This is a genomic window from Sphingomonas sp. BK235 (genome assembly GCF_004345855.1).
In the GTDB taxonomy this organism is placed as follows: Bacteria; Pseudomonadota; Alphaproteobacteria; order Sphingomonadales; family Sphingomonadaceae; genus Sphingomonas.
In genome coordinates, this window is the sequence record NZ_SLXN01000001.1 from 24,260 (window position 1) to 36,980 (window position 12,721).

The 12,721-nt window shown below is 67.5% G+C and carries 18 protein-coding genes; all 18 read left to right on the top strand.

The features are described from left to right. The first annotated feature begins 27 nt into the window (after positions 1-27). The 18 genes from EV292_RS00155 (at position 28) to EV292_RS00235 (ending at position 12,712) form a co-directional block, all read left to right on the top strand. Positions 28-1,482 carry a DUF3987 domain-containing protein gene (locus EV292_RS00155; protein ID WP_132907184.1) on the top strand — a complete coding sequence of 485 codons (1,455 nt, stop codon included), beginning with the start codon at positions 28-30 and terminating at the stop codon, positions 1,480-1,482. Continuing rightward, the gene (locus EV292_RS00160) at positions 1,475-1,924 is read left to right on the top strand and encodes a hypothetical protein (protein ID WP_132907185.1); all 450 of its coding nucleotides are present in this window, start codon (positions 1,475-1,477) and stop codon (positions 1,922-1,924) included. The genes EV292_RS00155 and EV292_RS00160 overlap by 8 nt, the downstream gene beginning before the upstream one ends. Before the next feature lie 194 nt (positions 1,925-2,118). Next, on the top strand, positions 2,119-2,700 hold the full coding sequence (locus EV292_RS00165) for a hypothetical protein (protein WP_132907186.1): 582 nt from the start codon (positions 2,119-2,121) through the stop codon (positions 2,698-2,700). A 126-nt stretch (positions 2,701-2,826) separates the two neighbouring features. Continuing rightward, positions 2,827-3,150 carry an HNH endonuclease signature motif containing protein gene (locus tag EV292_RS00170; RefSeq protein ID WP_132907187.1) on the top strand — a complete coding sequence of 108 codons (324 nt, stop codon included), beginning with the start codon at positions 2,827-2,829 and terminating at the stop codon, positions 3,148-3,150. 205 nt (positions 3,151-3,355) lie between these two features. After that, positions 3,356-3,697, top strand: a complete 342-nt coding sequence (locus tag EV292_RS00175; protein ID WP_243693524.1) for a hypothetical protein — start codon at positions 3,356-3,358, stop codon at positions 3,695-3,697. After that, positions 3,645-5,471: a terminase large subunit gene (locus EV292_RS00180; RefSeq protein WP_132907189.1), complete on the top strand. Its 1,827-nt coding sequence runs from the start codon at positions 3,645-3,647 to the stop codon at positions 5,469-5,471. Before EV292_RS00175 ends, EV292_RS00180 begins: the two co-directional genes overlap by 53 nt. Then, entirely contained in the window at positions 5,471-6,847 is a 1,377-nt protein-coding gene (locus EV292_RS00185; protein ID WP_132907190.1) for a phage portal protein, read from the top strand. Before EV292_RS00180 ends, EV292_RS00185 begins: the two co-directional genes overlap by 1 nt. Positions 6,848-6,849: 2 nt before the next feature. Then, positions 6,850-7,554: an HK97 family phage prohead protease gene (locus tag EV292_RS00190; protein ID WP_347812567.1), complete on the top strand. Its 705-nt coding sequence runs from the start codon at positions 6,850-6,852 to the stop codon at positions 7,552-7,554. 23 nt (positions 7,555-7,577) lie between these two features. Next, positions 7,578-8,849, top strand: a complete 1,272-nt coding sequence (locus EV292_RS00195) for a phage major capsid protein (RefSeq protein WP_132907192.1) — start codon at positions 7,578-7,580, stop codon at positions 8,847-8,849. Between the two features lie 85 nt (positions 8,850-8,934). Then, positions 8,935-9,192, top strand: a complete 258-nt coding sequence (locus tag EV292_RS00200; RefSeq protein ID WP_132907193.1) for a hypothetical protein — start codon at positions 8,935-8,937, stop codon at positions 9,190-9,192. Between the two features lie 2 nt (positions 9,193-9,194). After that, the gene (locus tag EV292_RS22435) at positions 9,195-9,503 is read left to right on the top strand and encodes a hypothetical protein (protein WP_165926975.1); all 309 of its coding nucleotides are present in this window, start codon (positions 9,195-9,197) and stop codon (positions 9,501-9,503) included. 2 nt (positions 9,504-9,505) lie between these two features. Beyond that, positions 9,506-10,102, top strand: coding sequence for a head-tail connector protein (locus EV292_RS00205; protein WP_165926976.1), 597 nt, complete (start codon positions 9,506-9,508; stop codon positions 10,100-10,102). Beyond that, complete coding sequence (locus EV292_RS00210) at positions 10,099-10,461, top strand: head-tail adaptor protein (RefSeq protein WP_132907195.1); 363 nt, start codon at positions 10,099-10,101, stop codon at positions 10,459-10,461. The genes EV292_RS00205 and EV292_RS00210 overlap by 4 nt, the downstream gene beginning before the upstream one ends. A 2-nt stretch (positions 10,462-10,463) precedes the next feature. Continuing rightward, positions 10,464-10,991, top strand: coding sequence for an HK97 gp10 family phage protein (locus EV292_RS00215; protein WP_132907196.1), 528 nt, complete (start codon positions 10,464-10,466; stop codon positions 10,989-10,991). Continuing rightward, positions 10,991-11,392, top strand: a complete 402-nt coding sequence (locus tag EV292_RS00220; RefSeq protein WP_132907197.1) for a hypothetical protein — start codon at positions 10,991-10,993, stop codon at positions 11,390-11,392. The genes EV292_RS00215 and EV292_RS00220 overlap by 1 nt, the downstream gene beginning before the upstream one ends. 49 nt (positions 11,393-11,441) lie before the next feature. Further along, a complete protein-coding gene (locus tag EV292_RS00225) occupies positions 11,442-11,678 on the top strand; it encodes a hypothetical protein (protein ID WP_132907198.1) in 237 nt (78 codons plus the stop codon). A gap of 25 nt (positions 11,679-11,703) precedes the next feature. Further along, positions 11,704-12,186 (top strand): hypothetical protein, encoded by a 483-nt coding sequence (locus EV292_RS00230; RefSeq protein ID WP_243693525.1) that lies wholly within the window; start codon positions 11,704-11,706, stop codon positions 12,184-12,186. A 76-nt stretch (positions 12,187-12,262) separates the two neighbouring features. Then, complete coding sequence (locus EV292_RS00235; protein ID WP_132907200.1) at positions 12,263-12,712, top strand: hypothetical protein; 450 nt, start codon at positions 12,263-12,265, stop codon at positions 12,710-12,712. Positions 12,713-12,721: the final 9 nt, after the last annotated feature.

The following is a 12,721-nucleotide window of genomic DNA, read 5'->3' on the forward strand; positions in this document are numbered from 1 at the left end:
GACCGACCAGGCTGGCGAGCGCCTGATATGTCGATCCTCACGGGTGGCCGCACGACGCCGCCCACGATGCCGACGGACATATTCGGATCGCTGTGGCCGCTGATCAGTGACCTTGCAGCGGGTGCGGGCGCGCCGGTCGACTATGTCGCGGTAGGAGTGCTCGGCGCCGCCGCCTCCCTGATCGGGGCCAAACGTCGCGTCCAGCCCTTCGCCACCACACCCAAGTGGCAAGAGCCATGCGTGCTGTGGGTCGCTCCGGTCGGTGATCCGTCGTCGAACAAGTCGCCGGCGATCGACGCCGCCACCGAGCCGCTCAGCCTTCTCGAGCACGAGCTCGCGCAGCAGCATAAGTCGCGCCTGATCAACTATCAAACGGAGCAGGAACGCGCCCGCGCTGAGAAAGCCGAGTGGCAAAGCCTGGTCAAAGCCGCGACGAAAGATGGCGTCTCCACGCCGTCTATGCCGACTGCGGCGCAAGAGCCCGAAGAGCCGCAGAGGCCTCGGCTACACGTGAAAGATGCAACGCCGGAGGCGATGAGCGACATTCTCGCTGGTAATCCGAACGGCACTCTGCACTTGCGTGACGAGTTGGCGGCATGGCTCACCAGCTTCGAGCGCTATTCGCCCGGCGGACGCGAGTTCTGGCTTGAGGCTTACGGCGGTCGCCCGCACGTGGTCGATCGTAAAAGCAACAAGAACGGCCCGCTCTTCATTCCCTTCAACGGCGTCACCGTGCTGGGCGGCATCCAGCCCGAAAAGCTGCGCGACTGCCTGCTGAAGACGGCCGACGACGGTCTCGTGCCCCGCTTCCTGTGGGTATGGCCGGACCCGATCCGGTATCAGCGACCACGCGAGCTCGCCGACGTCAGCCAGCTTGAGCAGATCTACCGGCGGCTGTTGTCCCTCGAAGCTTCCAAGGGAGAGGACGGGCGTATCGAGGCGCGGGTCATCCTGCTCGCGACCGACGCTGCGGACGTGTTCGAGGCGTGGATCCGCGACAACGACGAGGCGGTCCGCGAGGCGTCATCGCTCTACAAGGGCTTCGTCGGCAAGCTGCGCGGCATGGTGCTCCGCCTGGCTCTCGTCGCCGAGCTGTTGAGCTGGGCGGCAACAGGAGACCGCGAACCGACGACGATCACGCTGCGCACGATCGTCGCGGTGCTCGAGTTCGTCGACGATTACGCCAAGCCGAGCGCCATCCGTGTTTTCGGGGATGCTGCACTGCCCGAGGCCGAGCGTAATGCGGCGGCGCTCGGTCGATATATCCTCAAGACCAAGGCTGAGCGGATTAACGCGCGCGATGTGCGCCGTACCAGCGGCATTGCCACCCTCAAGGCCGTGCCAGAGGTAGAGGCTGCGACCGAGGCCCTCACGGAAGCAGGGTGGCTTCGGCCGGCGCCTCACAGGAACGGCGAAGCCATCGGTCGCCCGTCCAAGGACTTCCTCGTCAACCCTGCCGTTCACGAGGCGTCCCGTGAGTAGCTGGAGGGACGTCGCTGCGGCGGCGGCCGAACAGCGTCAGCAGCTCGCGCCTCCCGAGCCGGAAACATACGGCCTGGCTCCCGACCTCATCCGTAGCCTTCGTGAGCTCGACCAGTCGCCGCCGCCGCGGCGTTTGGAGGATGCGCGCCAATGGCGCCCGGTCGTGCGCGACGCTCTCCGCATTGTCCGAGAAGGCTGGGCGGCGCGCGCCCTGACGCTCGGATGGTCGCATCACGACCTCTTCGGGATCGGACCGGTTGATGACTGGGAGTTCTCCGGTTTGGCCGTATGGCTGAACGGGCGTCCACTGCTGAGCCTCGATGACGCGACAGCATCCGCTGGCGGCGAGAGCCGGTTCGGGTCGATCTTCATCCGCGGCGGCATGGGGCATGGGACGCATCCTACCGTCACGCCGGTGCTGCTGTGGGAGTTTGCCCGATGAGCGCGCCTTTTGGCAGTTTTGGCACTTCTGGCAGCGGGCCTCGGTCGCAGTCTGAGCCGTCAGCCCCCCTCACGCGGCGTAGGCTAGAAAAGACATCTATCTATCTATTCCGGCAGGGCAGGCCTGAGAGCGACGGTGCCGCTGCCGAAACTGCCAAAAGCGCCAAAACCCCTCCCAAATCGAAAGCCTGCAACATGAAGGACGCTGAAGGAGCGCACTGGTGCATTCTGCGCACTGCCGGCCCCAGCACGACTAAGCTGGCGGCGTCGCTGTCGGCAGCCGGCATCGGGGCATGGACGCCGGCGCTGGTGACGAAGCGTCGCCTGCCGCGTCGCAAGGCGACGATCGAGCGGACCGCGCCGATCATGCCGACGTTCGTGTTCGTGCCGGCTGATCGGCTGCCGGACCTGATGGCGATCCTCGCTCGCCCGTCGAACCCGCATCCGCAGTTCTCGATCTTTCCCAACGCCTGCCGCACTGGCCCGGCGCGGATCGGCGCGAGCCAGATGGCGAGCCTGCGCGAGGTCGAGGAGCAGGCTGCCGAGGCGTACCGCCGCGAGAAGGAGCGGCAGCGCAACAAGGCGCTGCGCGCGTCGGCTCAGGCCATCCCGCTCGGCACCCAGGTGCGCGTGCCGCAGACCGCGTTCGCCGGGCTGATGGGCGTGGTCGAGGGACACGAGGGCCGCAACATGCGGGTCAACATGGGCGGCGGTTTCATCGTGAAGATAGAGGCTTGGCTGCTGAAGGCGGATCAGGTAGAGGTGGGCTCGCTCTGATGGGCGCCGCCGAGAACCGGCCCGCGGCACGTAGGACTGGAGGTCACCCGACCCGCCGCCACCGTGCCCCCAACGCAGGTCGCCCGATGAGGCGCCGGGCGAGCACAAGCGAAGCTATGACCGGCGATGCCGAGTAAGCCGCCCAGCCTGAGGCCGCGCAAGGTCTCCGCCTCCCGCAAGCTGTCCAACTGGACGACCACCCGCGCGAGCAGACAGGCTCGTGGCTACGGCCGCGAGCACGAGCTGATGCGGGCTCAGGTGCTGAGGGAAGAGCCGCTCTGCCGCATCTGCACCGCCGAGCACCGCATCTCGGCCACCGAGATAGCCGACCACATCGTGCCGAAGGCTGAGGGTGGAAGCGACGAACGCGACAATTATCAAGGCCTCTGCCGTCCCTGCCACAAAGCGAAGACCGCGCACGAAAGTGCGCGGGCGAGACGCAGGTCGTGATCGCAAGTGGTTGAGGGGGTGGGGGCGGGTCGAAACTCAGGGGCAAATCCGCGTAGGACCGTAACCCGGGGTCTTTTTTCACGCGCCCGAATTAAACTTTCCGGCCGAATTAAATTTTGAGGCGGCGATGAAGCCCGGACCCAAGCGGAAAACTCCCACGGAGAAGGCGGCGACTGGCACGCTTCGGCCATTCCGCGACGCTGGTGTGACCGAGATCGTCGTGCCGGGCAACCCGCCGATCGCGCCGGAGTATCTCACGCCCGAAGCGATCATCGTCTGGCAGGAAACACTGGGCCGGGTCATGTCGGCTGGAGTGACCGAGCTCGATAGCGCGCTGCTCGCGCGCTACTGCTCGCTTGAGGCTCTGGTGCGCAAGGCGTTCGCCGCCGGCAACGAGCCTCCGCCCGCCGCCTACCTGACGGTGCTCCGCCAACACGAAGAGCTGCTCCGCATCGCCGGACCCAAGAGCCGCGTCGGTGGCGGGAGTGCTGCGGATGGCGCGAAGTCGAGCAACCCCTTCGCCCGCAACGGTCGCGCCGGCCGGTAGGGATTACGCCGCGATCGCGCTGGCCTATGCCAAGGCGGCGGCGGCGGACAAGAAGCAGCGGAAGCACTGCAAGTGGGTCCGCCTGGCAGCGCAGCGCCACCTCGACGACCTGAAGCGTCAGCGGTCCGTGGCGTGGGGCTATCGCTTCGACCCTTGGCACGCGAACGATATCTGCGACTTCGCCGAGAAGCTGCCGCACGTCGAGGGCGTGTGGGAGACCCCGACCATCACGCTCGAGCCGTTCCAGATCTTCATCCTCGCGATGGTGTTCGGCTGGCGGCGGCGCGACACTGGCGGGCGCCGCTTCACCTCGGTCTACGAGGAGGTCGCCCGCAAGAACGCGAAGTCGACCAAGACCGCGATCGTCTCGCTCTACTGCCTCGCTTGCGAGGACGAGCCGGGGCCGCAGGTGCTGACCGCGGCGACGACGTTCGACCAGGCGAAGAAGGTCTTCCACCCGGCGAAGCGGATGGTCGAGAAGACGCCCGCCCTACAGGAGGCGTTCGCGCTGATCCCGTGGGCGAAGTCGATCACCTGCGGCGACAACGGCGGCTACCTCCAGCCGATGCACTCCAAGGCGAAGAGCCAGGACGGTCACAACCCGCACCTGGTCACGATGGACGAGCTGCACGCTCACTCCGATCGCGGCCTCTTCGACGTGATGAATTCGGCGTTCGGCGCCCGGCGCAACCCGCTGATGTGGATCATCACGACGGCCGGCTTCAACCTTCACGGGGTCTGCTACGAGCAGCGCACGCTGGCGACCAAGGTGCTCGAGCGCACGGTCGTCGCCGAGCATATCTTCGCGATCATCTTCACGCTCGATCGCGCCGAGGATTACGGCGACGATCGCAAGCTGGGTGATGATCCCTACGACGCGTCCAAGTGGATCAAGGCCAACCCGCTGATCGAAGCATCCCGGCCGCTGCGCGACGAGGTCGCGAAGCGCGCGGTGGAGGCACAGGCCAGCCCGGCGGCCGAGGGCGAGTTCAAGACCAAGCACCTCAATCAGTGGCTCGGCGCCGCCTCGGCCTGGCTCAACGTGACCCAGTGGGCGCTGTGCGCGGATGCGTCGCTCACCCTCGACGACTTCGTCGGTCTCGACTGCTATCTCGGCGGTGACCTCTCCAACGTCGATGACCTCTCGGCGCTGGTGCTGGCCGCCGAGGACAGCACCGGCCGGCTGCTCGTCAAGCCGTGGTTCTACGTGCCCGCAGCGCGGCTGGAGAACCAGAACACGTCGCTAAAGCAGATCACCGACCTATACCGCGGCTGGGTCGCTGAGGGCGCGCTGACCGCCACGCCCGGCGACTTCATCGATCACAACACGATCGAGGCGCAGATACGCGAGCTGAAGTCGCGGCTGGCGATCAGGCGGGCCACCTTCGACCAATGGAACAGCGCGCTCGCAATGGCGTCGCGGCTCAACCAGGACTTCGGCGACGGCGGCGAGGCCTTCGCGGTGCAGCTGGCGAAGAACGCCAACAACATCACCGACCCTGCCAAGGAGCTCGAGGCGCGGGTCAAGTCTGGGCCTGCTCGGCTGCGGCATGACGCGAACCCGGTGCTGACCTGGATGGTCGGCAACGCGGTGGTCGAGCGCCGCGTCAACGGGAGCATCCTTCCGAAGAAGGAAACCCCCAACTCGCCCCAGAAGATCGACGGAGTAGATGCTGTGCTCAACGCTACTGCCCCGATGATCGTGCCCGTGGCCGACGACAACCTCGACGACGTCATCGCCGGGCTGAAGGCGCACGTGAAGGCTGGCTTCTGATGGCCGGCGGCTGGGTGGGCTCCGTCCTAAGCTGGGCGGGTATCGGCAATCAGAGCGGCAAGCTCTCGGGCGCGCCCGAGGATCAGCCGACCGACAAGGCGATCAAGTACGGGTCGGCGATCGACAGCGTCGGTCAGGTGGTCAATCAGAAGACCACGCTCGGCCTCTCGACCGCTTGGGCGTGCATCGGGCTGAAGTCCGAGCTGGTCGCCTCAATGGGGTGTGGGGTCTACAGCAAGAGCTCGACCGGTGGCCGCAAGTCGGAGTCGGGCCACTGGCTCTACGACCTGCTTCACGAGGAGCCGAACGCGGATCAGACCCCGTTCGAGTTCTGGGCGGGCCAAGTCGCCGCCATGGATCTGTGGGGCAATGCCTTCGCCGAGAAGGAGACGCTCGGCAGCCGAGTGACCGCACTGACGCCGCTTCCGCCGCAGCTGGTGACCGTCACTCGCGACCGCAACAACCAGCGGGTCTATCTGTTCTCGGACCGCGGCAAGGAAGAGCGGCTGCCGGCCGAGAAGGTCTTCCACCTGCGCGGCATCACGCTCGGTGGTGACGTGGGCCTTTCCGCGATCGAGTACGGCCGGCGCACGCTGGGCGGCGCGATGGCGGCGAACAAGGTGGCCGGCGACACGTTCCGCGGCGGCCTTCAGCTCGCCGGCTTCATCGAAACAGCATCGCAGAAGCTGTCGCCCGAGCAACGCGCTGACCTGCTCGAGATCTTCGACGCCTGGGTCGGGCAGGCGATGCGCGGGCGCGTCGTCCCGCTCGAGAAGGACTTCAAGTTCCAGCCGCTCAAGATGAGCCCGGTCGACGTGCAGCTGCTCGAGTCCCGCGGCTGGGACGTCGAAGAGATCTGCCGGTGGTTCGGCATGCTGCCGATCCTGATCGGCCACGCGGCCAAGGGGCAGACGATGTGGGGCAGCGGCATCGAGCAGCTGCTGCTCGGCTGGCAGACGCTCCGCCTCAACCCGCTGCTGCGACGGATCGAGCAGGCCGCGAAGCAGCAGCTGCTACCGCGCGCGGAGCGGAAGCTGGTCTATCCCGAGTTCAACCGCGAGGCGGTGATGGCGACGGACAGCGCCGGCCGTGCCGCGCTCTACTCGGCCTTCGGTCAGAACGGCGTGATGGACCGCAACGAGATGCGGTCGCGCGAGAACCTCGATCATCGCGAGGGCGGCCAGTACCTGACGGTGCAGTCCAACCTCGTCCGCCTCGACCAGCTCGGCACGGATGGCGCCGCCTCGTCCGAGCAGCAGCTGCGCTCGGCGCTGCTCGGCATGCTGGGCGTCCAGGGCGGCGACATCGAGGCGCTGATCGCCAGCAAGGTGCAGAGCATGATGGGCCACAACGGCGGTCCGAGCTTGGAGGCATGACAATGAACATGGGTCGCGTCTTCGGGCGCAAGCACACGGGCGCGCTCAAGGTGCGCGACTTCGATTTCGAGGTGAAGGCGGTCGGCGATGACGGCACCTTCAGCGGCTACGGCTCCGTCTGGGACGTGGTCGACAGCTATCAAGAGATCGTCGCCCGCGGTGCCTTCACCGAGAGCCTCGCCGAGATCCAGGCAAAGGGGCGGCCTGTGCCGATCCTGTGGCAGCACCGGTCCGGCGAGCCGATCGGCGCCTGGTCCAACCTGAAGGAGGACGAGCGCGGGCTATACGGCGACGGCGAGTTGCTGATCGGTGACGTGGCGCAGGCGCGCGAGGCGCACGCGCTGGCGAAGCGTCGCATCGTGACCGGCCTGTCGATCGGCTACTGGGTGCGCGAGTCCAGCTTCGACGAGAAGACCGGGATCCGCACCCTGACGAAGCTCGACCTGGTCGAGATCAGTCTCGTGACCTTCCCCGCCAACGATGACGCTCGCGTCGAGGCGGTCAAGTTCAAGCTCGCGCACGGCGAATTGCCGACCGAGCGCGAGTTCGAGAAGTACCTGCGGGAGGTAGGCTTCTCCAAGACGCGGGCCGCTGGCGTCGTCGCTCACGGCCTGACGGAAATGCGGCGGAGGGAGTCCGACTGCGACACGACGACGAACCCGGCTCTCAAGAGCCTCTCGGACACCCTGAGCGGCTTCAAGCTCTAAGCCGCCCGCAAGAGGAAACCCACATGAACATGATGACCTCCGCCGCGGCGCTCGCCGCCGGCTCGACCCGTCTCGTCGCCGCTCAGCCGCGCGAGTTCGGCCGCAAGGACGGCGCCGCCGACGCGCCGTCGCTCGATCAGCTCCAGCGCAATCTCGACAGCGCCCTCACCGAGGTGAAGGGCTTCGCGCAGGAGTTCCGCGCGAAGAGCGCCGAGGGCACCAAGGTCAGCGATGAGGCCAAGGAGAAGGCCGACAAGGCGCTGGTCGACCTAGAGGCGATCCGCGGCGACATGAAGGAGCTCTCGCAGAAGCTGGCGCAGGGTCGGCGCGGCGGCGAGGACGACCCCGAGATCAAGAGCCTCGGCCACGAGGTCGCCAACCACGCGGACGTAAAGTCCTACGCCGAGGGCGGCTGCAAGGGCACGATCGGCTTCACCGTCAAGGCGGTGACCAGCGCGACGGGCTCGGCCGGTGGTCTGATCCGGCCCGAGCGCCAGGCCGAGATCGTCGGCATCCCGCGCCAACAGCTGCGCGTGCGTGATCTGCTGACGCCCGGCCAGACCGAGAGCAACTCGATCGAGTATGCGTATCAGACGGTGCGCACCAACAACGCCGCCGCGGTGGCCGAGGGCGCGCAGAAGCCCGAGTCCAACTATGGCTGGGACGTGGCGAATGCCCCGGTTCGCACGATCGCGCACTGGGTGCCCGCGTCGCGCCAGGCTATGGACGACGTGCCGCAGCTCGAGAGCCTGATCGACGGCGAGCTGCGCTACGGACTCGACGACGCCGAAGACGCGCAGCTGCTGCTCGGCGATGGCACCGGCCAGAACATCCTGGGCCTCTACACCCAGGCGCCGGCCTATGCGCAGCCGAGCGGCGTGAGCATCTCGGGCGAGACCCGGATCGATCGCCTGCGTCTGGCGATCCTCATGGTCGAGCTCGCCGACTATGCGCCCGACGGCATGGTGCTGCACCCGACGCAGTGGACGAACATCGAGCTGACCAAGGACAGCGCGGGCGGTTACGTCTTCGCGAACCCGCAGGGGCTGGCGTCCAACACCCTCTGGGGTCGCCCGGTCGTCTCGACCAAGCGGATCGGCACCGGCAACTTCCTGGTCGGCGCATTCAAGACCGCCGCCCAGATCTTCGACCGCATGGACACCGAGGTGCGCATCTCGGACCAGGATCGCGACAACTTCATCAAGAACATGCTCACGATCCGCGCTGAGAAGCGCCTGGCGCTCGTCGTCCGCCGCCTCACCGCGCTGGCGAAGGGCAACTTCACCGGCCTCTGAGGCTCGGACTCAAGGGGAGGGCGGCTCTCGCCGCCCTCCTTTCTCAACCGCCGCGCCCGGCGACGGTTCAGAAAGGAGACGACCCATGAAAAACGCATACGTGACCAGCGATCATCACGGCGACAACGGCACCGTTCGCGAGGGCATGATCCTGGGCGACATGACCCAGAAGCGCTTCGACGAGCTGGAGAAGCTCGGCCTGGTGCGCGAGGCAACCGCGGCAGAGGTCGAGAAGGGCTATGAGCCCAAGATCGATAACGATCCGACCAAGGCCGAGGGCCAGAAGCAGGCCGAGGCGCCTGCCAACAAGAAGGCGGCCACCCCCGCCAACAAGGCCGCCTGACCATGGCGCGCGGGCAGCGCCTTCGGGCGTTCGCATGCTCGCCGACCTTCGGCGCCGTCCCGGCCATCACCGGGACGGCGAAGGTCGGCTCTGTGCTAACCGCCTCGGACGGCGCTCCGCGCGCCGGTTCGGTGGCTCGCCAGTGGAAGCGCGGCGGTGTCGCGATCGCGGGCGCAACCGCATCGACCTACACGCCCGTGTCAGCTGACATCGGTGCCGCGATCACGGTCACCATCACCCTGACGAGCACCCTGCGGGCCAGCAACACGAAGGCAGCCACGTCGGCGCCCACGGCGGCGGTGGTCGCCTGAGCGTGCGCGTCGTCGTCGTCACGCCGCCTGAGCCGGTCGTCTCACTCAAAGAGGCGAAGGATCATCTGCGCGTTCGGCACAGCGCCGAGGACGCACTGATCACCGGCATGGTGGCGGCGGCGACGCAGCTGCTGGACGGTCCCGCTGGTGACTTCGGCCGCGCGCTTGGCGTGCAGACCCTGGAGGCGCGGTTCGGCCTGCCGCCGCACGGCGCTCCGCTGCGGCTGCCCTATCCTCCCCTCATCGAGGTGCTGTCGATCAGCTACCTCGACCACAACAACCAGGTCGTCGCGGCTGACCTCGCCGACTTCATCGTCGATGGCAGTGAGCTGACGCCCGAGGGTTCTTCCTTCGTTTGGGAGGGGGGATCGCTGCGCAGCGATGCAGTTCGGATCCGCTACCGCGCCGGCTACCCCGACGACACGAGCGGCGACGAGCCGAAATCGACGCTGCCGGCCGCGGTGCGCGCCGCAATCCTGCTGATGGTCGGCGACCTCTACCGCAATCGCGACACGGTCACCCCCGTGCAGGCGATCTCCATCCCCATGTCGACGACCGTCGATCGGCTGATCGAGCCGCTTCGGGTCTACGCCCGATGATCGGCCTCGACCGCGGCGCAATGGACCGCCTGTTGCGCATCGAGAAGCCGGTCAAGAAGAGCGGCTTCACCGGCGCCGGCAAGGGCACGTGGCAGGAGGTCGCGACCGTGTGGGCGAGCGTGCAGGACGCGCTGCCGAGCCGCGGCGAGCGCCTGGCAGAAGGGCTGAATGTCGCCACTCGGCCTGCTCGCGTCCGGATGGACTGGAGCGACGCCATCACCTCCGCCATGCGGCTCGTCGACGTCACCGACGGCATAGACGGCCGCGTCATGCAGATCATCACCGCGCCAGCACGGCTCGGCCGCGACGGGCTTGAGGTGATGGTCGAGGATTACAGTGAAGCCGGGAACGCGGCCTGACGATGACCATCACGGTCCGCGGGCTCGATGACGTCCACCGGTACATTCAGAACGCGCCTGAACGGATCAAGCGCGTGCTTCAGGGCGCCGGGCGTGCGGGCGGCAAGGTGGTGGCCGAGGAGGCGAAGGACCGCGCCTGGTCCGAGGACATCCGCAAGGACGTGATCGTAAAGGTCGAGGTGACCGACGATCGCATCCGCGTCGTGGTGGACGTTAAGCCCGGCTGGGGCCGCTCCCTGGCCATCTGGGCCGAGTATGGCACGGTCGGGCACTACATCAGCGTCGATCGCGAGCAGAGCGGCGGGCGCACCACGCGTCGCGTGAACAAGCTGGCGAAGGGCGGCGTGCTGGTGATCAACGGCAAGCCGGTCGGCAAGACCGTCTGGCACAAGGGCGCCCGGCAAGAGCCATTCATGCGGCCCGCGCTCGATCTCCGCCGCGCCGACGCCATCCGAGCCGCGCAAGCCTACATCGATCAGCAGGTGCGAAACGGCGCGATCGCTGGCGGTCCGATCGACGAGGTGGACTGATGACCAGCGCGGAGATCATCGGCGCGCTTCTCTACGCGCACGAGCCGCTGACGGCGGTGGTGCCGGTCGATCGGATCAAAGGCGGACGACTGCCCGACGAGACGGCGATGCCGTGGCTGCTCGTCCGCGAGATCAGCATCATCGACCGCTATCCGCTGAAGAGCCCGGGCTGGTACCGCTCGACTGCGCGCGTGTCGGTGATGGTCCGCGCCGCCTCCTTCGACGACCAGATCGCCGTGATGAAGCTGGTGCGGAGCATTCCGCGCGGCGCGATCGGCACGGTCGGCGATGCCACCAGCGTGGTCGTCCACACCTTCGGCGGCGGCCCCGACGTGATCGGCCCGGGCGACAGCTTTGAGAAGACGCAGGATTTCAGGGTCGCATTCGACACCCTGGACTGACCTCCCGCTCGGCCCCGCGCGCCCTGCGGCTCACCCCAGGAGACAGAGCATGAGCAAGAAGCACTATGCGACGCGTGATTTCCGCGACGCTGGCACCGAGCGGCACTTTGCCGCGGGCGAGCATGTCGACGTGAGCGCGTCCGTGCTGACCAACTATCGCGCCGCCGGCTTGGTGAGCACCGATGGGCCGCAGGACGCAGAGCCGGCCGCCGACGCGGCGCCGGCCGAGCCGGCCGCCCAGGCGAAGCCGAAGCGCGCGCGCCGCTCGACCAAGGCCACGAGCTGAACCGCTTTCCCCGCATTCGCGGTGAATGACCGCCGGCAGTGCCGGCTCGCCCAACAGGAGAAACACCATGGTTGCTACGACCGCGGCGGGCACGGCGCTCGCCATTTCCGCCGGCACGCCCGCCGCACAGACCGCCGCGGCGTTCGCGGCGCTGACCTTCACCGAGATCGGCGGCATCGACAAGATCGGCACGATCGGCCCGACCTTCGGCAAGGTGGAGTTCCAGCCGCTGAAGGGGCCGAAGGACAAGCTGAAGGGCTCGCCCGATTACGGCACGCTCCAGCCCTCGGCCGCCTATGACGAGAGCGATGCGGGTCAGACCCTGCTGCGGACTGCCGCGGAGGACGAGACCAACAAGCTCTACGCGTTCAAGGTCACGTATCCGAACGGGACCATCCGCTTCTGTCAGGGCCGCGTGTTCGCCGCCCCCGAGAGCGTGGACGGCGCCGAGTCGGTGCTGATGACGAACGCCGACATCGGCATCTGCACGAAGCCCATCAAGGGCTGATCCCAACCCCATTCCGGCACCCAGCCGGATCATAGGCATCGGCCCGCCCTGCGCTTTCGCGGGACGGGGCGGGTCGGTGCATCCCGCGAAGGAAGACCAAGACATGAAGATCGCAACGCTCGCCGTCGCCACCACGGCATTCCTCCACCTCAAGGGGCCGGACGGCACCCCGCTCTACGATGGCGGCGAGGCGGTCGGCATCGACCTCTATGGCCCCGGGTCGGCCGAGCACGGCCAGATCGAAGAGCGCCAGTCCGCCCGCGTGGTGAAGCGCATGGCGGAGAACGAGAACAGGATCGCGCACGTGCCGCTGGCGCAGCGCCGCATCGAGGCGGCGGAGGATCTGACGTCGTTGACGGCCGGCTTCCGCTACATCGAGCACGAGACCCCCGACGGCACGCCGCTGAGCGGCCCGGCGCTCTACAGCGCAGTCTATTCGGATCCGAAGCTCGGCTGGATCAAGGAACAGGTCATCAAGTTCGTGGGTGACTGGGGAAAGTTCACGCCCGGCTCGCAGACGAGCTGACGCTGTGGG